Origin of the sequence: Aquimarina sp. AD1, assembly GCF_003443695.1 — a bacterium.
In the GTDB taxonomy this organism is placed as follows: Bacteria; Bacteroidota; Bacteroidia; order Flavobacteriales; family Flavobacteriaceae; genus Aquimarina; species Aquimarina latercula.
Window position 1 is genome coordinate 2,697,081 of record NZ_CP031966.1, and the last position, 20,736, is coordinate 2,717,816.

Annotated in this window: 22 protein-coding genes; 19 read left to right on the forward strand and 3 right to left on the reverse strand. The window is 31.5% G+C overall.

Features of this window, described 5'->3' with window-relative positions; all coding sequences use genetic code 11:
* The first annotated feature begins 18 nt into the window (after positions 1 to 18).
* The 5 genes from D1815_RS12000 to D1815_RS12025 all read left to right on the forward strand — a co-directional run bounded on the left by D1815_RS12000 (position 19) and on the right by D1815_RS12025 (position 5,400).
* Complete coding sequence (locus tag D1815_RS12000) at positions 19 to 858, forward strand: LytTR family DNA-binding domain-containing protein (RefSeq protein ID WP_118387192.1); 840 nt, start codon at positions 19 to 21, stop codon at positions 856 to 858.
* A gap of 115 nt (positions 859 to 973) precedes the next feature.
* Positions 974 to 1,624, forward strand: a complete 651-nt coding sequence (locus D1815_RS12005; RefSeq protein WP_118387194.1) for a CPBP family intramembrane glutamic endopeptidase — start codon at positions 974 to 976, stop codon at positions 1,622 to 1,624.
* Between the two features lie 590 nt (positions 1,625 to 2,214).
* Positions 2,215 to 2,892: a carboxypeptidase-like regulatory domain-containing protein gene (locus D1815_RS12010; RefSeq protein WP_027392593.1), complete on the forward strand. Its 678-nt coding sequence runs from the start codon at positions 2,215 to 2,217 to the stop codon at positions 2,890 to 2,892.
* Between the two features lie 15 nt (positions 2,893 to 2,907).
* On the forward strand, positions 2,908 to 3,918 hold the full coding sequence (locus tag D1815_RS12015) for a transglutaminase domain-containing protein (RefSeq protein WP_118387197.1): 1,011 nt from the start codon (positions 2,908 to 2,910) through the stop codon (positions 3,916 to 3,918).
* A 546-nt stretch (positions 3,919 to 4,464) separates the two neighbouring features.
* Positions 4,465 to 5,400, forward strand: coding sequence for a hypothetical protein (locus D1815_RS12025; RefSeq protein WP_118387201.1), 936 nt, complete (start codon positions 4,465 to 4,467; stop codon positions 5,398 to 5,400).
* A gap of 71 nt (positions 5,401 to 5,471) precedes the next feature.
* On the opposite strand, the gene D1815_RS12030 is transcribed toward D1815_RS12025, so the two are convergent.
* Positions 5,472 to 6,068 (reverse strand): fasciclin domain-containing protein, encoded by a 597-nt coding sequence (locus D1815_RS12030; RefSeq protein ID WP_027392596.1) that lies wholly within the window; start codon positions 6,066 to 6,068, stop codon positions 5,472 to 5,474.
* Positions 6,069 to 6,372: 304 nt separating this feature from the next.
* On the opposite strand from D1815_RS12030, the gene D1815_RS12035 reads away from it, so the two are divergent.
* From D1815_RS12035 to D1815_RS12060, 6 genes are all read left to right on the forward strand, one after another.
* Complete coding sequence (locus D1815_RS12035) at positions 6,373 to 7,821, forward strand: amidohydrolase (RefSeq protein ID WP_118387203.1); 1,449 nt, start codon at positions 6,373 to 6,375, stop codon at positions 7,819 to 7,821.
* A gap of 15 nt (positions 7,822 to 7,836) precedes the next feature.
* Positions 7,837 to 8,886, forward strand: coding sequence for an SMP-30/gluconolactonase/LRE family protein (locus D1815_RS12040; RefSeq protein WP_118387205.1), 1,050 nt, complete (start codon positions 7,837 to 7,839; stop codon positions 8,884 to 8,886).
* Positions 8,887 to 8,924: 38 nt separating this feature from the next.
* A complete protein-coding gene (locus D1815_RS12045; RefSeq protein ID WP_027392599.1) occupies positions 8,925 to 9,500 on the forward strand; it encodes a Crp/Fnr family transcriptional regulator in 576 nt (191 codons plus the stop codon).
* A gap of 76 nt (positions 9,501 to 9,576) precedes the next feature.
* A complete protein-coding gene (locus tag D1815_RS12050) occupies positions 9,577 to 10,029 on the forward strand; it encodes a carboxymuconolactone decarboxylase family protein (RefSeq protein WP_118387207.1) in 453 nt (150 codons plus the stop codon).
* Positions 10,030 to 10,050: 21 nt separating this feature from the next.
* Positions 10,051 to 10,467 carry a DoxX family protein gene (locus D1815_RS12055; RefSeq protein WP_118387209.1) on the forward strand — a complete coding sequence of 139 codons (417 nt, stop codon included), beginning with the start codon at positions 10,051 to 10,053 and terminating at the stop codon, positions 10,465 to 10,467.
* Between the two features lie 99 nt (positions 10,468 to 10,566).
* Positions 10,567 to 10,890, forward strand: coding sequence for a GNAT family N-acetyltransferase (locus tag D1815_RS12060; RefSeq protein WP_027392602.1), 324 nt, complete (start codon positions 10,567 to 10,569; stop codon positions 10,888 to 10,890).
* 6 nt (positions 10,891 to 10,896) lie between these two features.
* Here D1815_RS12060 and obgE read toward each other — a convergent pair whose 3' ends face one another.
* Complete coding sequence (gene obgE / locus D1815_RS12065; RefSeq protein ID WP_118387211.1) at positions 10,897 to 11,895, reverse strand: GTPase ObgE; 999 nt, start codon at positions 11,893 to 11,895, stop codon at positions 10,897 to 10,899.
* A 96-nt stretch (positions 11,896 to 11,991) separates the two neighbouring features.
* Complete coding sequence (locus D1815_RS12070; protein ID WP_108802937.1) at positions 11,992 to 13,098, reverse strand: adenylate kinase; 1,107 nt, start codon at positions 13,096 to 13,098, stop codon at positions 11,992 to 11,994.
* 169 nt (positions 13,099 to 13,267) lie between these two features.
* On the opposite strand from D1815_RS12070, the gene D1815_RS12075 reads away from it, so the two are divergent.
* From D1815_RS12075 to D1815_RS12110, 8 genes are all read left to right on the forward strand, one after another.
* On the forward strand, positions 13,268 to 14,425 hold the full coding sequence (locus D1815_RS12075) for a 5-(carboxyamino)imidazole ribonucleotide synthase (protein ID WP_108802936.1): 1,158 nt from the start codon (positions 13,268 to 13,270) through the stop codon (positions 14,423 to 14,425).
* 71 nt (positions 14,426 to 14,496) lie between these two features.
* Positions 14,497 to 14,982 (forward strand): 5-(carboxyamino)imidazole ribonucleotide mutase, encoded by a 486-nt coding sequence (purE, locus tag D1815_RS12080; protein ID WP_108802935.1) that lies wholly within the window; start codon positions 14,497 to 14,499, stop codon positions 14,980 to 14,982.
* A 583-nt stretch (positions 14,983 to 15,565) separates the two neighbouring features.
* Positions 15,566 to 17,587, forward strand: coding sequence for a M3 family metallopeptidase (locus tag D1815_RS12085; protein WP_118387213.1), 2,022 nt, complete (start codon positions 15,566 to 15,568; stop codon positions 17,585 to 17,587).
* A 525-nt stretch (positions 17,588 to 18,112) separates the two neighbouring features.
* Positions 18,113 to 18,616, forward strand: a complete 504-nt coding sequence (locus D1815_RS12090; protein ID WP_118387215.1) for a GbsR/MarR family transcriptional regulator — start codon at positions 18,113 to 18,115, stop codon at positions 18,614 to 18,616.
* Between the two features lie 95 nt (positions 18,617 to 18,711).
* Entirely contained in the window at positions 18,712 to 19,086 is a 375-nt protein-coding gene (locus D1815_RS12095) for a hypothetical protein (RefSeq protein ID WP_118387217.1), read from the forward strand.
* The gene (locus tag D1815_RS12100; RefSeq protein ID WP_118387219.1) at positions 19,061 to 19,405 is read left to right on the forward strand and encodes a hypothetical protein; all 345 of its coding nucleotides are present in this window, start codon (positions 19,061 to 19,063) and stop codon (positions 19,403 to 19,405) included. The genes D1815_RS12095 and D1815_RS12100 overlap by 26 nt, the downstream gene beginning before the upstream one ends.
* Before the next feature lie 19 nt (positions 19,406 to 19,424).
* A complete protein-coding gene (locus D1815_RS12105) occupies positions 19,425 to 19,835 on the forward strand; it encodes a hypothetical protein (protein ID WP_108802930.1) in 411 nt (136 codons plus the stop codon).
* Positions 19,836 to 19,850: 15 nt separating this feature from the next.
* Positions 19,851 to 20,732: a methyltransferase domain-containing protein gene (locus D1815_RS12110; protein ID WP_118387221.1), complete on the forward strand. Its 882-nt coding sequence runs from the start codon at positions 19,851 to 19,853 to the stop codon at positions 20,730 to 20,732.
* The last annotated feature ends 4 nt before the right edge of the window (positions 20,733 to 20,736 follow it).

Sequence of the window (20,736 nt, forward strand, 5' to 3'; positions counted from 1 at the left end):
AAAAATTAGAACGACAGATTGAAATCTTTCATAAAAACAATAGTTATTTTTTTTACAAAAAATATTAATTTTTCAAATTTCTGGGTTAGAAATGGTGTTATACTTTTAGTAATTTCAATTGTATTAAATCATCTTTTCGAACCAAAACATTTTCCATTTAATGAAGATTATGAATTTCCTTTATTTCCTATAGTGGTTTCTATTATTGGTGGAGGTCTAATGATTCTTATTGCTCGCTTTAATTTTATATATTTTAAAAAAAAATACTTCACTAAAAATATTAGTATACAACTACTTTTACGTTTCTTATTTTCAACTTTAGGGTATATCACTATACTCTATTTCTTCTTTTATTTTGGTTTAAACGGTTTGATTAATGGAATTGAATCATACAGTATTTATCATTTACTAACAGGACTTTCACTCTCTCTACTAGTTTGTACGCTAGGAATTGCCCTTTTATTTTCTACCGATATTTATAACCTTCACAAGCTTACCTCGATAAAAGGCGTTCTTAAAGTGCAACAAGGAGGTAAAACAACCTTGGTTAACTATTCTGAAATTGCATTCATATATAGTGAAAACAAAATAGTGTATGTAACAAAAACTGATGGAACCTCCATTATAACAGATTTTACCCTCAACGAAGTCGAAAATGAAGTCAACAAACAAAGTTTCTATAGAGCCAATAGACAAACTATACTTCACACTCGTGCTGTTGAACAAATAAAATCTATAGAAAACGGCAAGTTATCAGTCTTACTCAAACCCACAGTTTCTGATGAAAAAGCTTTTCAAATAAATATCAGTAGATATAAAAAACAAGAATTTATGAACTGGTTTAAGAGTAAGCTATAAAATGTAATGATTATTCAGCTGTTATTTTGATACCATTCAGTAAAAACAAGCCGTAGATCACTGTTTATATTGCTTTATCGTTATTACTTCGCTTAAAATTAAAAACGATAAAAAAATGAACAAAAGCTTTTTTACAACAAAATTGACACCGGTAATCGCAATAATCATTTGTTATATTTTATACCTATCAGGATCCTTTCAAATGATGATAGCCGCTTTATTATTAATAATAGCAAGTGCGGTTGAATACAAAAAGGAACTTTTTAGCTCTTTAGGTTTTCAGCGTAAAAATTTAAATATAAAAAGGCTGTTAATTGTAGCACCACTTTTGGGTATAGTTATCTTCTTATTTTATGGCTATGTCTTGATGCCAGGCGTTACCTATCTAACAGGGAAACCTATAGACTTTTCTGAATTTGAATCCTATGAAGGGAACTTGCCTGCTTCATTAAGCTTACTTGCTCTTATTTGGGCTTCGGCTGCGTTCGGCGAAGAAATTGTATTTAGAGGGTATCTAATGAGACAATTCACTAAGTTTTTTGGATCAAGTAGGATTAGTCTTGTCATTAATATCCTACTATTTGGATTTCTTTTTGGCTGGCTACACGCATATCAAGGAATAAGTGGACAGATTTTATCAGGTATTACAGGTATGCTTTTAGCTGTTATTTTTCATATCCGCAAGAGCGATTTGTGGTTCAATATTGCTGTTCACGGATTTATTGATACTGTTGCATTAGTATATATGTATTATGGTTGGCTTTAATAGTTAAATAATAAAATCTATGTATAATAATGTATAAAGAAACACAAGGTTTTTATATTTAACGGAAGTGTTTACGGTTATTTACAAAATCGCCAAATATAAAATTCACTACTAATGTCTTATCCTATATTTTTAAAATTGTAGTCCTGCGATAGGCATTTGCAGAAATCATAAGAGTAAAATATTTATATTTGGCTAAGTACACATCCGAAACGTATCGTTTATCATCCGCCCTATGATTATTGCAATAAAGGCAAATAACATAAAATAAGATCGAAGGATTTAATCAAAAAAATGTTTTTAATGATCGTGTTCTGTGTTTATCACTTTAATAATATTCTTTACTAATTTTAGTATATCAATCAAAAACGGCAAAGCCGCCTAGATAAAAGTGATCTGCACTAACTATTGATCTAGATTATAAAAGAAGCCTATATCAATTCTTTCGTCCTATTACATATATAGTTAATATCATACTCCCTAACCAAAACAAGCACTTTAGTGACTGTAAAGATGCTTTCTCTAATTCTACGTTTCATAAAAGCTATTGATATCCTAGGTTTGAGGTATTAACTATAAAGAACAATACTATGAAGAATCAATTTAGCTTAAACATCAAAACTCCATGTACTGAAAATTTCAACGACTTTTCTTCAACAAGAAAAGGTGGATTCTGTAATTCTTGTAGCAGAGAAGTCATCGATTTCTCTAAGATGAATTCTACAGAGATCATTAATTATTTTAAAACTAATTCTACAAAAAATACGTGTGGTAGATTTAATAGTAGTCAACTAAAAACATACAACTATAGCGTAAAGAGAAAAAGTATTAGTTACATCAGCGGTATCGCATTTGCTTTCTTAACCTTGTTTTCATTTACTAAAACACAAGGACAAGATCTAAAAAATAAAACAAGAATCTCCGATAATAATCCTTCAGAACTTAAGGTCGCTAGTGCTCAAAACAACATTACCGTAAAAGGTATCGTATCAGAAAGCGGAGTTCCTTTACCTGGCGCCAATATTGTTTTACAAGGAACAACCATAGGCACATCTACCGATTTTGATGGAAATTTCGAATTTCCAGTAGCACTTAAAAAAGGAGATGTCTTAGTATTTAGTTATATAGGATTTACCTCTAAAAAAGTAGTAATAAGAGATCAAAAATCCGCAAATGATATAGCTCTAAAAGTAAACTTAAAAATGGATGGTTGTGTATTAATGGGTAAAGTTGCGGTAAAAAAAGTATATAGCTCAAAAAGAAATTAATCAAATTGCATTGTTATGAAAACTAGTCTCTATCTTTTTTTATTCATTTTTTTTGGTAATTACTTAAATGCTCAAGTCTCGGACTTTAAGCATATCGATTTCACCAGAGCGGATAATATTGCTAAACTACACAAAGGAGCTTCTTTAGAGAATCTACCACTATTAGCACATGAGCTTACGAATTCACTGCCTACAGAAGTCGAAAAATTTAGAGCGATCTATGTGTGGGTTTGTCAAAATATAAAAGGCGATAATACGCAGTTTACCAAAGTGAATAAAAAAAGAAAGAAACTAAGACAAGATTCCATTTCATTTATGAGGTGGAACCATAAATATAAAAAAACTGCTTTTAAAAAATTATTAAAACGCAAAAAGACAATGTGCACAGGATATGCATATTTAATTAAAGAATTATGCCATTTGTCTAATATAACCGCAGAAATTGTGGATGGATATGGTAGATCTGTGGAATCTAACATCAAAACATTAGAAATGGCAAACCATTCTTGGAATGCAGTTTTACTAAATAATAAATGGTATTTATGCGATGCTACTTGGTCTAGTGGTTATCTAAATGAATATAACGTTTTTGTAAGAGCATATAATGATGGTTATTTTTTAACAGCTCCTCCACTATTTGGAAAAAATCATTTCCCCATAAAACAAAAATGGTTATTGACTGAAAACATTACAGCGATTAGTTTTGTAAATGCACCATTAGTCTACGGAGAAACATTTGAAAATAACATCACTCCTATTTATCCACAAAATATGGACCTATCAATAAATAAAGATCAAGAGGTTATATTTAGTTTTAAATCGAATAAAATTGTTTCGGATAAAAACATTGCATTAGTTTACTATATAGGCATTGAAGAAAGAACATTAGAAATTTACAACAAAGAAAAATCTGATGATATCCAGTCGTTTAAACATACATTTAAAAACAAAGGCATTTATGATACTCATTTAAAAATCAACGGTGATATTGTAGCAACCTATACTATTAATGTTACTAAGAGTTAGGTACCTAATCAACAGGTTAAATTCGCTCAAAATTTAGTATCTTTTATTGCAGAAAAAAACTTAAATCTTAATAACAAGAATAAAAAAAGTGACCTCTAAATTCTCTTCATTCCTTGAATCCTTAAGAAAAGAACCTAAACGACTTTTTCTAATTGATGGATTGGGAGCGCTGGTTACGCTATTTTTTTTAGCTGTGGTATTAACAAGGTTTCAGGAGTATATTGGGATGCCTAAAAAAGAACTTTATTTTTTATCCATCTTTGCTTTGGTTTTTTCGGTGTATTCTATGACTTGTTATTTCTTAAAACCCGTTAATTGGAATATTTTGCTAAAAATAATAGCTTACGCTAATCTTTTATACTGCTTTATTACAATTGGATATCTATACTACTTTTACGAAAATTTAACTGTTATCGGGTTGCTTTACTTTATCATAGAAATATTGATCATATTTGTATTGATTAATTTAGAACTAACAGTTGCTAAATCCTAGAACAAGATATCTTATCTTATTTTTTGGAGAAACAAACAGCATAAAACAATTCTATGAAACCTAAAAAGATTATACCTAGATCATTATTATTAATGGCAACTCTGATCGTTATACTCTGTGGTTGCAAAAATCAAGAGAAGAAGATTTCGGAAACTGTAGACACTAAAAACATAAAAATTCCATTTGAATTAACTCCATATAACAATATCAAAATAAAAACGGTCCTAAACAGTAGAGATACATTATTTCTAAAATTTGATTCAGGAACAACGGGTCTTCTACTTACTCACGAAGCCATAAAAGAAAAAACTAATTTATTGGACCACAAAAAAGAAATAACTCCAACACAAAACTATGTAAAGCTCAAAACTCCAGCCTCGTTACAAATAGGAGAATTAGTATGGGATAATCTAGAAGTATATCCTGTAAAACATTCTGGTCAAGGAACGGATGGCCGTTTTGGTTGGGATCTATTTAAAGACAAAATAATATCCTTAGATTATGATAAAAATCTTTTGACTGTACACAATGAATTACCCGATCTAAAAGGATACACAAAAACGAAACTCGAAGTTGTAAAAACTATATTATGTCTTAACGGAGAAATTTCTATTAGAAACAAAAAGTATAACAGTCGTTTTTTATTCGACACAGGATATCAAAAAGCCTTACTCCTAGACAGTATCATATTAAGTGAGCAATCATTCCCTAAGGACTTAAATCTTATCAAAACCAATCAGTTAAGAAATGGCGCTGGAGATATATTCATAACCAAAGTAGTTGAGATTCCTACTCTAAAGATTGCTGGACAACACATACATAAATTACCGACACAACTTTTAAACAGAGAAAACCCGGCAGGAATCAAAACTCATATTTTAGGAAATGAATTACTAAAAAGGTTTAATACCGTTTTTGATTTCAGGAATAATACTATGTATCTTATTAAAAATTCGCTATCCGAAGTACCATTTAGTGATGCTTCATAAAAAAAACCTCACAACTCTATCTCTTGTGAGGTTTTCCGGTTTTAAACAAACACATTGAAATTATGCTCTTCCTATTTTTTTGGTAACATTACAGTTTCTAATGTATGAATCATACCGTTAGAAGCCTCTATATCGGTTTTCATTAACCTACCGGCATTACCATTTTTATCTATTAAATAAATTTTTCCTCTTTTTCTACTCGCTATTAATCTAGTCCCTCCAAGAGTTCTTAATTTTACACTTCCGCCACCATCATTAATAGCCTTAATGATGTCTTCTTCATTTATTGTCCCAGAAATGATGTGACAATTCATAATAGCAGAAAGCTTTTCTTCATTTTTTTCTTCGATAAGCTTTTCTATTATTCCTTCAGGCAATTTTTTAAAAGCACCATTTAATGGAGCAAAAACAGTATATGATTTGGTTCCGTTAAATTTCGTAGCATATTCAGAAGACTGAACTATTTTATTCAATTCCTCAAAAGCGATATCATAAGATATCAATTCCTTAATTGTTGAAGTATTCGTTTCTACAGTAGGAATATCCGCTTGCGCAATTAACTTATCATCTAAGGATTTAGATTCTTTCTTAACCACAAGTCCTTCACAGGAAACAAACGTGATTATTAAGATAAGTGAAAAAACGTTAAATAGACTTTTAATCTTCATGTTCTAAATTGATTTTAATGGAGTAATTATTAGTTATTGATAACAATTTTATAATCAAAGTATTACTTGATAACGGGTTAAAACTATTGTAATTAACGTTAACAAATGTTAATAAATGAGTATTCGTAAGAAGCTAATTAGTATGCGTTTTCACACCCTTGTGGTTGTACCGTAATTAGTATAAAAACCAGTGTTTTCTAATTAAAATGAATGCTAATAAGTACAATCTAAAATATACTATCAACTTAAAAAATGTTATTTTTAACATGATCATCTTAAGCAAACTCATTTAATTCAAGCCATTATGAAACCAAATAACTTTTTAAGTATTCTCTTATGTGCTATATTATTTATTCCGATTTATAGTCAAAAAAAACTCTCCAACAATAAAAAGGCTATTATAAAATCTATAGAAAAACATCAAGAAGAGCTTACTAAAATCAGCGATGAGATCTGGGCATTAGCAGAAACTGCTTTCGAAGAAAATCAATCTTCCAAGCTACTCGCTGATTATGCAGAAAAGCAAGGATTTACTGTAGAACGTGGAGTAGCAGGAATGCCTACAGCTTTTGTTGCCACTTATGGATCAGGAAAACCTGTAATAAGTGTGTTAGGAGAATTTGACGCATTACCGGGTATCTCACAAAAAGCGCAACCAACCAAATCTCCACTGAAAGAAGGAGCTGGAGGACATGGTTGCGGGCATAATCTTTTTGGAGCAGGAAGTCTTGGTGCAGCTATTGCTGTAAAGGAATTGATAGAAAGTGGAAAAATTAAAGGAACCGTGAAATTTTTTGGTACGCCAAGTGAAGAAAAATACTTTGGAAAGATATGGATGGTAAGAGAAGGATTGTGGAATGATGTAGACGCTAATATTAGCTGGCACCCTTCTGCATCTACCAAAGCAGATGTGCAAAGTTCATTAGCACTTGTAGACTTTAAAATTGAATTTTTTGGACAAGCAGCCCATGCATCTGCAGATCCATGGAATGGTAGAAGTGCTTCTGATGCCTTAGAAATTTATACGACTGGAATTAATTATTATAGAGAACATGTAAAACCAACAGTTCGTATGCACTATCATATCCAGGATGGAGGACAAGTAGTTAATGTTGTCCCCGATTATTCTAGGTTATGGATGCGAGTACGTGACACGAAGCGTTCTGGAATGATGCCTGTATATGAGCGAGTAAAGAAAATGGCAGAAGGTGCAGCAATTATGGCAAATGTAGACTACAAAATCTCTTTAATATCAGGTATTTATGAAGTATTAGTAAATCGTGAAGGCGGGAAATTAATGCAAAACAATCTAGAACTTCTTGGGCCTATTACTTATACTAATGATGAAATTGCTTTTGGAAAAAAGATTCAAGAGGTTACTAAAAAAGAACAAGTAGGAATGGACAGTGCCATTAATCCTCTTGAAGAGACTAAAGAACATCCAGGAGGCGGTTCTACAGATGTAGGAGATGTAAGCTGGAACGTTCCTAATATTAATCTAGGAGTAACTACTGCTCCAAAAGACACGCCTTGGCATTCGTGGGCAGTGGTCGCTTGCGGCGGAATGAGTATAGGTCATAAAGGAATGCTTTATGCATCAAAAGCCATGGCAATGACCATGACAGATCTTTATGAAAATCCAGAAGCATTAGAAAAGGTAAAAGCAGAATACAAAGAACGTAAAGGAGATGAAGTCTATGAAGCTATTGTTCCCGAAGGTCCTCCTCCGGTGCCAAGTAACAGTAAAAAATAATATGACTGGTAACATATGAAACTTTTGACAAAAAGAATCGCACTATCGCTTTTACTAATACTACTAATTTTTGTAGTACATATATTAATATCAACTGGTTTTTTTAGGTCTGTAGAAAACAATTTTGAAGGAACAGTTTTAAAAGAGATTTCTATCAAAGGTGCCGAAGATATTACGGTAAATATATCAGAAGGTTTTGCGCTAATTTCATCTACCAATAGAGAAATCTACCCTCCTATTATGGAAGAAAAAGGAGCTTTATATTTTATGGATCTCAAAGACAATAGTTTTAATTTAACTAATCTTACCTCTTCTTTTAATAAACCTTTTGCTCCACACGGTATATCGATGATTAAAAAAGATAGCACCTATACAATTATGGCTATTAATCATACTCCAAAAGGGCATTCTATAGAAGTTTTTTCGATGCAGGATAAAAACCTGATTCACAAAAAAACTCTTAAGCATCCTTCACTAATTAGTCCAAACGATCTAGTTCTTATTGATGAAAACCGATTCTATATAACAAACGATCATAAATATACGGATGGATTTGGTAAAATATTAGAGGAGTATCTGGGACTTTCTATTTCTAATGTTTTGTACTATGATGGAGAAAACTATATAGAAGTTGCAGACGGAATTGCCTATGCCAACGGAATTAATTTTGACCGTAAGCGTAACTTATTATATGTAGCGTCTCCAAGAGCTTTTTTGGTCAAAGCATATACTAAAAAAGATGATGGTACGCTAGAATTCATAGAAGACATTCCTTGTAATACAGGAGTAGATAATATTGAAATTGATTCTGAAGGAAATCTGTGGATAGGAGCCCATCCTAATCTATTGCGCTTTGGATCTTATGCTAAAGGTAAAAAAGAAACCTCTCCTTCAGAAATTATAAAAATCACCTACAACGGAAAGAATGACTATACCATTAAACAACAATATACAGATGACGGAACGGGAATGTCTGGATCCACTGTGGCTACACCTTATAAAAATCTTATCATTACTGGGAATGTTATGGACGACCATTTTCTAATTTTAAAAGTAAAAAAATAGATCACTCCATTAAATAATGTATTTATTTATTCACTACAATGACAGCATCTTTAAAAAATCACATCCTAAGGTTTGTACATCCATCAGAAAAAGAAATAACTAATTTCATAAACCTTGTTGAAATTGAAAATATTGCTCCCAAACAATTTATTTTAAAAGAAGGAAATCATTGTAATCATAATCATTTCATTGTAAAAGGCTGTTTTAGATCATTTTTCGTCAATAAAAAAGGGGTAGAAAAAACAGTGAATTTCGGCATAGAAGATTGGTGGTTAACGGATTTTGATAGTTTTATTAATAAAACTCAAACACAACTTAATATCCAAGCTACCGAAGATGCTGTAATTTTAAAAATCAGTAGATCTAACCTAGATAGTATATTACAAAACTCTTTGGAAATCAATAAATATTTTAGAATTATTCAAGAACGAGTTAGAATAGCCGATCAAAAAAGAATACAATATATGTTCAACCTATCAGGAGAAGAATTATATAACACCTTTTATAAATATAATCCAGAGTTTGTACAGCGAGTTCCACAGTACATGTTAGCTTCTTATTTAGGATTTACTCCAGAATTTTTAAGTAAAATAAGAGCAAAAAAGCGTTCTTAATATGTTTCTTAATCTAGATTAAGTTTTTCATCATTTCATATGTTGAATTTTGCTTTAAACAAATAACAACATACTTATGAAAGCAGATAGAATAGATATCGGTAAGATTAAACCAAGTGCGTACCAACCATTGTTTGATTTACATAAAAATTGCAAAAAAAGTACCTTAACAGATCTAGAGTTTTTATTGATTGAAATAAGAGCTTCTCAAATCAATGGTTGTGCCTATTGTATACAAATGCACATAAAAGAAGCTATCGAAAAAGGTGAAAAACAATATCGTATCCACGCGTTACCTGTATGGCGAGATTCTCCATTTTTTACATCTGAAGAGCAAATCATTATAGCAATGACTGAAGAAATTACTCTTATTTCTAATAATGGATTATCAGAAACCTTATATCAAAAAGCGATCAATACATTTGGAGAAGAAAAAGTAATCGATATCATTATGGCTATATGCGGAATCAATGCTTGGAATAGAATTGGAGTTGCTACATTGCTAACCCCTGCACCATCACAAGAATAAAAAACCGTTAGTTATTTTCTTATGAAAATCATTTATATCAAACTCTTTTTAAGAGTTAGTATCGCTATTGGTTTTATTTCTGCAGTAGCAGACCGATTTGGATTTTGGTCAAAAGAAAATTCTGCCTGGGGAACTTGGGGTAATTTTCTAGAATACACTAAACTGCTAAATCCTTGGGCTCCCGAATCTATTATTAATGTTATTGGTATCATAGCCACGCTAGCAGAGGTATTATTGTCAATCTTCTTACTTATAGGATTCAAAACTTCATTATTTGCAAAAGCTAGTGGAGTTTTATTACTAATCTTTGGAATTTCTATGACAATTACATTAGGTATTAAGGCTCCTTTAGATTACTCAGTATTTTCTGCATCTGCAGCAGCATTTGGTTTAAGTTTAATAAAAGAAAAATATCTAGAAATTGATCAGTTGTTTTAAAGAAGTACATTAAAACTTGGTATTGTAGCTTTAACCATTGATTAAGTCATTGATGTCTTTTTATATTTTAGCTTTACAATATAACTACAATCATTAATTATGAAAAAGAATAACTGGTCACAACTAGAGTTAATAAATAATACTGATCACCCTAAAAAGAGATTCGAACTCAAGGTCGAAAATGAAACTATATTTATAGAATATATACTTACTAGTGATAATTCTATATACCTTACCCACACTGAAGTCCCTGTATCAATGGAAGGAAAAGGGTTAGGGAGTACTATTGTAAAGAAGACATTACAATATATACAAGAAAAAAAATATAAAATGATACCACTTTGTCCATTCGTAGCTGCTTATATTAAAAAGCATCCAAAAGAAGCAGATGGAATATTAAAAGATGGATATTCTATTAAATAAGAAATATCAGTCATTTAGCATTTGCCAAAGTCTATCTTTAAGCTCTTGCAAACCTTGTTGAGCAACAGAAGAAATAAATAAATACGGAACATTCAATTGAGCATCTAGCTCTGATTTTAGTTCCGTTCTCAGTTCATCATCCAACATATCGCATTTAGAGATAGCTATCAATCGTTCTTTGTCTAATAAATCCGGATTATACCTTCTTAATTCATCCAATAGGATTTCATATTGTTCTTTAATATCTGGAGCATCTGCAGGAACTAAAAACAATAATGTAGAATTCCGTTCTATATGTCTCAAAAATCGATGACCAATTCCTTTACCTTCAGCAGCTCCTTCTATGATTCCAGGAATATCAGCCATCACAAATGTTTGAAAATCTCTATACTCTACAATTCCTAAATTTGGTTTGAGTGTGGTAAATTCATAATCCGCAATCTTAGGTTTTGCTGATGTAATAACAGAAAGCAAAGTAGATTTTCCGGCATTCGGAAAACCTACTAAACCTACATCCGCCAATATTTTTAGCTCTAATGTGATATCAAATTGTTGTCCTTCTATACCCGGTTGCGCATATCTAGGAGTTTGATTCACCGAATTTTTAAAATGCCAGTTTCCACGACCACCCATTCCACCTTCAGCGATGACAATTTCCTGTCCTTCTTCTGTAATTTCGTGTAAAATTTCTTGGGTTTCTGTATCGCGGATCACAGTTCCTAAAGGGACATCTACATATACATCACCTCCATCAGCACCACTACTCCTGTTTTTACTTCCGTGTCCTCCATGTTCCGCTCTAAAATGTCTTTTAAATTTTAGATGATAAAGCGTCCACATATTTGGATTCGCTTTTATGATAACATGACCTCCACGTCCACCATCTCCTCCATCGGGACCACCTTTGGTAATATATTTCTCTCTATGTAAATGCACAGATCCTTTACCTCCATTTCCGGAAGTAACATGTAACTTTACATAATCTACAAAATTTCCTTCTGTCATAATACGCTACCTAATTATTCTAACCAATAGATCAGAACCTTTTGAATTTGAAACCTTTTACTAAAAACAGAGATTTACTACTCTGCAATAATAAATCTATAATTTATCTATAACACTACTTAATCGATCAGTAATTTCACTGATACCACCTACTCCATCAACTCCAAAATACTTATCTTGTTTTTGGTAGTAATTCTTTAGTATTGCTGTTTCGTTATAATATACTTTAATACGATTTCTGATTACACCTTCATCAGCATCATCAGGACGACCGGATGTTTTTCCTCTTTCCAATAAACGATTAACTAACACCTCATCATCTACCTCTAAAGCAACCATTGCACTAACTTCTGCTCCTTTAGAAGATAGTAACTCTGCTAATGATTCTGCCTGAGCTTCTGTTCTAGGAAACCCATCAAAAATGAAACCTTTAGCATCTGGATTTTTATCTACCTCAGCATTCAACATATTAATTGTCACTTCATCTGGCACTAATTGTCCTTTATCAATATATGATTTTGCTAATGTCCCTAATTCTGTAGCATTTTTTATATTATACCTAAACACATCTCCTGTAGAAATATGTACTAGATCATACTTTTCTTTTAAAACTTCAGCTTGTGTTCCTTTTCCTGCTCCTGGAGGTCCGAATAACACTAAATTTGTCATGTTGTTTTGTTTTAATTGGTAAACTTCTGTAAGATTACGACCTAAACCATCATAATCTAGTCCGTATCCTACAATAAATCTATTTGGGATCTCAATCCCTATGTAATCTATCGTATATTTTTTAGTATATGCTTCAGGTTTAAAAAATAAAGTGGCAATTCTTACCTCTTTACATCCTTTATCCTTAAACATTTTTAATAATTCTACAACAGTATTTCCGGTATCTACAATATCCTCAAGAATTATAATTGTTCTATCCGTTACATCTTCCTTTAATCCAATAAGTTCTTGAACAGAAGAAGTAGTTTCTGTTCCTTCGTAAGACGCTAATTTCACAAAACTTACTTCGCAATCGTAATCAAATCTTTTCAGTACTTCAGACACGAACATAAATGCACCATTAAGAACCCCTATAAAAAGAGGTTTCTTATCAGATAAATCTCTATTAAGTTTATCGGATATTTTATCTATTGCTTTGGTTATTTTATCCTCTGCAATAAATGGCGTAAACTGTAAATCATGTAGTGTAATCATTGTCTTTGTAAGATTATCACAGTAACCGTTTCGTTTTCAAAGGCGCAAAGATAGTGATTACAAACAACACTTATAATAGATATCTACTGCATTTGCCGTACAATATTGAGGTTTTTACTTATTAAAAATTTATTTTTGTTCCTTAAGGCAAAATAAGATACTCCAAAAAATGACAAACTATTTTTCGTCAGACTTTAAGTTAGGTATCCTGGGTGGTGGTCAATTGGGCAAAATGATGCTCTACGAAACTCGGAAATATGATATCTGTACTTATGTTCTGGACCCCAACCCCGATGCTCCTTGTAGAATTGCATGTGATCACTTTCAACAAGGTGATTTAATGGATTATGATACTGTATACAACTTTGGCAAGAAAGTAGATGTACTAACTTTTGAAATCGAAACGGTCAACACTAAGGCATTAGCCAGACTAGAACGAGAAGGAAAAAAAGTATATCCTGATTCTAAAACATTAGAAAAAATTCAAAATAAAGGGAAGCAAAAACTATTTTACAAGAACCAAGAAATACCTACTGCCCCTTTCGTCCAGTTTTCTAACAAAGCCCATTTAACAGAAGGTATTACTAGTGGAAAAGTAAAACTACCTTTTGTATGGAAAAGTACGCAAGGTGGATATGACGGAAAAGGAGTTTCTATTATTAGAACAGGTGCCGATATAGCCAAACTACCTGACACAGAGTGTATTGCCGAAAAACTGATTGATTTTAAAAATGAACTAGCAGTAATTGTAGTACGCAATCCTCAGGATGAGATTAAAACGTATCCTGTAGTAGAAATGGAATTTCATCCAGAAGCAAATCAAGTAGAATATGTTATTTGTCCCGCTAGGATAGATGATAAGATAGCTGAAAAGGCAAGAACAATTGCCGAGAATGTTTCTAAAGCTTTTACGCACGTAGGTTTATTAGCTGTCGAAATGTTTCAGACAAAAGATGATGAAATTTTAGTTAATGAAGTAGCTCCAAGGCCTCATAATAGTGGCCATTATAGTATCGAAGCAAGTTATACCAATCAATTTGAGCAACATATACGAGCAATACTCGATTTACCACTAGGGAATACGGAAAGTAAAGTTGCCGGAATAATGGTGAACCTTGTTGGTGCTGAAGGGTATACAGGAAATGTTGTATATGAAAATATCGATACTATTATGAAAATGAAAGGTGTTACTCCTCATATCTATGGAAAAAAACAAACACGTCCTTTTAGAAAAATGGGACACGTAACTATCATAAATGAGGATATAGCTGAAGCCCGAGAAATTGCAGAAAAAGTAAAGAAAACCATAAAAGTAGTTAGTGAATAAGTCCATTCATTATTTCTAGCTTAATAATATATTCTTATTGAATTTTTAAAAAATATAATAAAATTAGATACATGAGTAAAGTAGGAATCATCATGGGAAGCACAAGTGATATGCCAGTGATGGAAAAAGCAATCGAAATTCTACAAGGTTTTGATATTGAAGTAGAAGTGGATATTGTATCGGCGCATCGCACTCCTGAAAAATTATTTGATTATAGTAAAAAAGCGCATACTAGAGGTATTTCTGTTATTATTGCTGGCGCTGGTGGAGCGGCACACCTTCCTGGAATGGTTGCTTCTTTATCTCCGCTACCGGTTATAGGGGTACCTGTAAAATCTAGAAATTCTATTGATGGCTGGGATTCTGTTCTTTCTATATTACAAATGCCTGGAGGTGTACCTGTAGCAACTGTAGCTTTAGATGGCGCTATGAATGCAGGGATTCTGGCAGCGCAAATTATCGGAGCATCCGACACTTGTGTATTGGATAAAATTTTAGTTTATAAAGAAGGTCTTAAACAAAAAGTAATCGAAGGGGCAAAACAGATAAAAAAGTAAAAAAGAGTATCGAAAAAAAAAGAGCCGCTCCTCAGCGACTCTTTCCAATATCAGGTCTTACAATAGAATATAACAATATTTATTAACCAACTTAAATATATTACACAAAAAATTCATCGTAAGACCATACTCTTAAAACCTGATACAAAGGTAATCCCTTACTTTAATTACGCAATAATTATCTGTCAAAACTTATTAACATTTTCGATAAATTACATATTATACCGTTAAAACGCATAAAACGTGCGTTTATTGCATGTTTTTTTTAGAAAAAACATACATTTTTCAATATTCTCTATCAAAATAGTAGGTTGTAAACCAAAAATCAACAAAAAAGAGCTACAATAATTGTAGCTCTTTCAATATATTTGGTCTTCACAAAGCGTATTATTGATATCCATACCCCTGATTACAATAATGTGTTTATTACTTTGTTTAGACCATTACTAATAAACCTACACAAATGTAATCGTATCCTATACGTTGGTGTCAAAAAATAAAACAATTAGAAAGGCATTTATCGACAACGAACACAGTTTTTCGACAAAAGCACACATTATTCATAAAAAAATATAGATAAATAATGAAAAACCCATTATTAGAATTATTCGACTTAGCACCTTTTTCTAAAATAAAACCTGAACATTTTTTACCCGCTATTAAAAATGCAATCTCAATTGCTAAACAAGAAGTAGACACCTTAGTTAAAAACTCTGAGTCTCCTTCTTTTTCTAATACAATAGAGAAGTTAGAATATAGTGGTGAATTATTAGATAGAGTTACGAGCATATTTTTTAATCTAAATAGTGCAGAAACTAACGACGAGATTCAAAAGATCGCTCAACAAGCTTCTCCATTACTTTCTGAGTTTAGAAATGATATTGCTTTAAATGAAGATCTTTTCAAAAAAATTGAAGCTGTATATAGCATTAAGAATGAACTAAATCTTTCTCCTGAACAAACTACTTTGTTAGAAAAAAGATATAAATCATTTTCTAGAAATGGTGCAAATCTTCCTACTGACAAAAAAGAACAACTAAGAGAAATTGATAAAGAGCTTTCTCAATTAAGTTTAAAATTTGGAGAAAATGTACTTGCAGAAACCAACAAGTTCGAAATGTTATTAACTAAAGAATCCGAACTTTCTGGTTTACCAGAAGGAGCTAAAGAAGCGGCAAAAGCTCTTGCCGAATCTAAGGAAAAACAAGGATGGATGGTTACTCTCGATTACCCTAGTTATATTCCTTTTATGACATACGCAGATAATCGAGAATTAAGAAAAAAATTATCTCTAGCATTTGCCTCTAAAGGTTTTAACAATGATGAATTAGATAATCAAGAAGTTGTTCTTCGAATAGCGCAATTAAGACATAACCGTGCTCAAGTTTTAGGATACACTTCTCATGCCAATTATGTTTTAGAAGAACGCATGGCAGAAACTCCAGAAAAAGTATTCTCATTCCTAAATGAAATTCTTGATAAAGCTAAACCAGCCGCGGAAAGAGAGTTTAAACAATTAGAAAATTTTGCCAAAGAACTTGACGGAATTGATCAATTACAGAAATGGGATGGAGCATACTATTCCGAAAAATTAAAGCAAAAACTTTTTGATCTAGACGATGAAAAGCTAAAACCATACTTTAAGTTGGAGAATGTTATTGATGGTGTTTTTCAAGTAGCTTCGAATTTATTCGGTCTACAATTTGAAGAAACAGATCAGGTAGATAAATATCATGAAGAAGTAAAGACCTATAATGTAACTGACACTCAAGGTAATTTTATTTCTGTTTTTTATGCGGATTTCCATCCAAGATCTGGAAAACGAAATGGTGCTTGGATGACATCTTATAAACCACAGATGAAAAAAGATGATCATAATATAAGACCCCATATTTCTATTGTGTGTAATTTTACTAAACCTACACCTAGCAAACCATCTTTATTAACATTTAATGAGGTTACTACCTTATTCCATGAATTTGGTCACGCATTACATGGAATGTTAGCTAATACAACATATCCTGGTCTATCAGGAACCAGTGTGTATTGGGATTTTGTTGAACTACCATCTCAAGTTTTAGAAAACTGGTGTTACGAAAAAGAAGCGCTAGAATTATTTGCTAAACATTATGAAACAGGAGAAGTAATTCCGATGGAAATGGTACAAAAGATAAAAGATTCATCCACTTTTATGGAAGGAATGACAACCATGAGACAACTAAGTTTTGGGTTACTAGATATGTCTTGGCATTCGCAAGACCCAAGTAATATCAAAGATGTAAAAGCACACGAAAAGAAAGCTTTTGAAGGAACTTCGTTATATCCAGATGTAGCAGAAAATTGCATGAGTACTTCTTTTTCTCATATTTTTCAAGGAGGTTATTCTGCAGGGTACTACTCTTATAAATGGGCAGAAGTATTAGACGCAGATGCTTTTGAATATTTTACAGAACATGGGATCTTTAATAAAGAAATAGCTACTAAATTTAAAGATCACGTATTATCCCAAGGTGGTACAGAGAATCCAATGACTTTATACAAACGTTTCCGAGGACAAGAACCAAAACCTGAAGCACTATTAAAACGTGCTGGATTGATTAAATAATAATTTTTAAAACCTATTCATAAAAAAGGTGCTTCAAAATTCTTAGAAGCACCTTTTTTGGATTAAGGTTCTGAGGATATTGATCGTCTTATTTAATTACTAGCGTACAAACAACTAACTTCTCTTCTAATCAGGCTACTATATTCTGATGCAATTCGAAACATGATGATAAGGTAATTCTACAATAACATTTATTACCTGACCTAACTTAATAGTGAACTTTTTTCAATCTAAAAACACTATTTACTCACATAACTAGACCAAACATATCTAATATTCATCTTCCATGACTCTTATATTCAAAAAAAACAAGGGAATATTAATAGAATAATAAAGTCATTTTTTTTGATTCTTAACAAGTCAGTATTTAATCTGTAAATTACACAAAATCAATGTGTTATAAAAACGGCTTCTCCACAAAAAAACAACTGTACCACAACCTTTTAGCTTATGGCTTTAACATAATTGAAAAAATTAAATTTTCAAAAATTACTGAAAGTTTAAAATTTATTATATATTTGCTCTATGAATTACACAGAAGCAAAAGATAAGTTTATATCCACCTGGGGGTCATTAGGTACCTTGTGGGGAATCAATAAAGCAATGGCACAAATCCATGCGCTACTATGGATCTCACCTGATCCTTTATCTATGGAAGATATTATGGAAGAATTACATATCTCCAGAGGAAACACAAGTATGAATTTACGCCAACTTATGGATTGGGGTATCGTCTTTAAAGAAAGTAAACCGGGAGAGAGAAAGGAATATTTTGCTTCGGAAAAGGATGTACAAGAACTCGCAAGACAAGTAGCAAAAGAAAGAAGCAGACGAGAAATAAAGCCAGTTATTAAAGTACTAAAAGAGGTATCCGCGATTGAGGATGATGGAACAAAAAAAACAGAAGAATTAATTAAGCAAACCAAGGCTTTATACGAATTAGCGGATAGTGCTGATACAATGATGAATAAGATAGTGAATCAAGAATCTAATTGGATTACTAAAACTTTGATGAAACTAATTAAATAAGAACCATAATATAATAAAAGAGATAAGGGAAGCAATTCCTTTTCTTTTTTAAATTATATTTCAAAAATTATTGAAACTTTAAAACTATTAGAATTATGAAAACAATACATAACATTAACAAATGGAGTTTTATTATCACCTTAATTCTTTACACTACCATCATAGGAGGTTTATTAGCTCAAATGGCACTTGGTGTTATTCAGGTTGTTCTAGGAGTAATAATATTATTCCATTGGAAAAAACTTAATATCAAAATAAAACGACACCTTCTAATATATTGGTTCATAGTTTTAACATATGGCCTTTTATGGACAACAGATATATTTAATACTTGGAGAACTAATTCAATGGTGATGGATCCTTATATTTTATTTATCTGCATCATACCTATGTTAATCGCATCATACTCCGTATACATAACTTACAAAAGTAAAATAAACATTAATGAATTTAAACCTAGTTACATATAGCATATACATATTGATTACTGTTTTTATCATTATAAAAGTAGGATTGGTTTGCTATCGAAACGGAAATGTTTTTGTAACCCATTTGGTTCCTAACGACAAGGATTTCTGTTTACGAGTAAACAACATTCTCTTACTAGGATACTATCTCATAAATATCGGATATACCGTAATTACTTTATCAGATTGGACTACTGTAAATTCTATTTCCCAACTGATAGAAAGTTTATCAGAAAACACAGCAATCATTATCTGTATACTAGCAATCTTGCATTATTTCAACTTATTCTGGATAACAAAATTTATTAAAAACTTTAAATAACTACAAATACAACAACTATATGGAAACTTCTAAAATTTTTATTGGATACATCATCTACTTACCTATAGCAATTGTACTTACATACTTTGTATCTAAAACTTTATTCAAAAATGGAAAAACTTTTATGATTGATATTTTTAAAGGTAAAGATGATATCGCGATTGCAACCAATCGTCTTTTTGAAGTAGGTTTCTACCTTTTAAATATTGGTTGGGCATTATTAATTCTAAAAATTGATAGCTACCATTTCAATGATACTTATCAAAATTTAATAGAAATATTAAGCTTCAAAATTGGTGGGTTTTCTATCTACTTAGGGTTAATGTTATTCTTAAATATGTATCTATTCTTTAGAGGAAGAAAAAAATCCAAACAAAAGACTCCCATTGTGACTCAGGTAATAAGACCCAATAATCCTCAAGTTCAATAATTAAAACATATCATTATGAGTACTACACTTCCATTATTACATAAAATTAGATTTCAAAAATCAAATAAAGAAAAACTGATTGAACTTTATGACGAAGCAACAGAAGATTATGAATTCTGGAGTAAAGATTTTAATATGCATTTCGGGTATTATATCCCTTTTAAAACGACATTACTCAAAAGAGATACAATGCTTAATGAAATGAATAATCAAGTTTTTAACCGATTACAGTTCAATAAAAAAAATGGCATTGTTGCGGATTTAGGGTGCGGAATAGGAGGTACCATGAAGTATGGGTTACGCAAATATCCTAGAATCAATATCCTAGGAGTTTCTCTTTCTGATTTTCAGGTAACTGAAGGGAATAAAAGACTAAAAAATATGAATGGTCTTATTCTTAATGAAAACTATAATAGTACCTCTTTTACTCCGAACAGTTTTGATAGTGCATATGCTATAGAAAGTTATTGCCATTCTGGACATAGTACTGTTGCTTTTAAAGAAGCATATAGGATTATTAAACCAGGTGGAAAATTAGTTATAGCTGATGCTTTTCTTAAAAAAGATGTAGAACAATTATGTCCAGGAAGTCATTATTGTTATCAGCAATTATGTAAAGGATGGAGTTTAGAAGGTCTAGGTAGCATACAAAATGTAAAAGAATCCTTAGAACAAATCGGTTTTAGAAATGTATCCATAGAAGATATTTCTTTTAGAGTAGCTCCTTCTGTATTACATGTGCCTTTTGCTATTATGGGTTTTATTTTCAGAAAGTTTTTTAAGAGAGAAAAATTAAAACTCCAAAGTTGGAAAAATCTTAAAGGTTCTTTATTTGCTTTACTTTCTGGATTGCATATGAAAAGTTTTGGGTACTATATTATAACAGCCGAGAAATAAACCT

Coding starts and splice junctions, on each gene's coding strand:
- D1815_RS12100 (WP_118387219.1), top strand. CDS start 19,061: ATGAATTTAAACCTAGTTACATATAGCATATACATATTGATTACTGTT.
- D1815_RS12085 (WP_118387213.1), top strand. CDS start 15,566: ATGAAAAACCCATTATTAGAATTATTCGACTTAGCACCTTTTTCTAAA.
- D1815_RS12015 (WP_118387197.1), top strand. CDS start 2,908: ATGAAAACTAGTCTCTATCTTTTTTTATTCATTTTTTTTGGTAATTAC.
- D1815_RS12060 (WP_027392602.1), top strand. CDS start 10,567: ATGAAAAAGAATAACTGGTCACAACTAGAGTTAATAAATAATACTGAT.
- D1815_RS12110 (WP_118387221.1), top strand. CDS start 19,851: ATGAGTACTACACTTCCATTATTACATAAAATTAGATTTCAAAAATCA.
- D1815_RS12070 (WP_108802937.1), bottom strand. CDS start 13,098: ATGATTACACTACATGATTTACAGTTTACGCCATTTATTGCAGAGGAT.
- D1815_RS12030 (WP_027392596.1), bottom strand. CDS start 6,068: ATGAAGATTAAAAGTCTATTTAACGTTTTTTCACTTATCTTAATAATC.
- D1815_RS12045 (WP_027392599.1), top strand. CDS start 8,925: ATGACAGCATCTTTAAAAAATCACATCCTAAGGTTTGTACATCCATCA.
- D1815_RS12010 (WP_027392593.1), top strand. CDS start 2,215: ATGAAGAATCAATTTAGCTTAAACATCAAAACTCCATGTACTGAAAAT.
- D1815_RS12095 (WP_118387217.1), top strand. CDS start 18,712: ATGAAAACAATACATAACATTAACAAATGGAGTTTTATTATCACCTTA.
- D1815_RS12055 (WP_118387209.1), top strand. CDS start 10,051: ATGAAAATCATTTATATCAAACTCTTTTTAAGAGTTAGTATCGCTATT.
- obgE (WP_118387211.1), bottom strand. CDS start 11,895: ATGACAGAAGGAAATTTTGTAGATTATGTAAAGTTACATGTTACTTCC.
- D1815_RS12105 (WP_108802930.1), top strand. CDS start 19,425: ATGGAAACTTCTAAAATTTTTATTGGATACATCATCTACTTACCTATA.
- purE (WP_108802935.1), top strand. CDS start 14,497: ATGAGTAAAGTAGGAATCATCATGGGAAGCACAAGTGATATGCCAGTG.
- D1815_RS12035 (WP_118387203.1), top strand. CDS start 6,373: ATGAAACCAAATAACTTTTTAAGTATTCTCTTATGTGCTATATTATTT.
- D1815_RS12040 (WP_118387205.1), top strand. CDS start 7,837: ATGAAACTTTTGACAAAAAGAATCGCACTATCGCTTTTACTAATACTA.
- D1815_RS12075 (WP_108802936.1), top strand. CDS start 13,268: ATGACAAACTATTTTTCGTCAGACTTTAAGTTAGGTATCCTGGGTGGT.
- D1815_RS12005 (WP_118387194.1), top strand. CDS start 974: ATGAACAAAAGCTTTTTTACAACAAAATTGACACCGGTAATCGCAATA.
- D1815_RS12090 (WP_118387215.1), top strand. CDS start 18,113: ATGAATTACACAGAAGCAAAAGATAAGTTTATATCCACCTGGGGGTCA.
- D1815_RS12025 (WP_118387201.1), top strand. CDS start 4,465: ATGAAACCTAAAAAGATTATACCTAGATCATTATTATTAATGGCAACT.
- D1815_RS12050 (WP_118387207.1), top strand. CDS start 9,577: ATGAAAGCAGATAGAATAGATATCGGTAAGATTAAACCAAGTGCGTAC.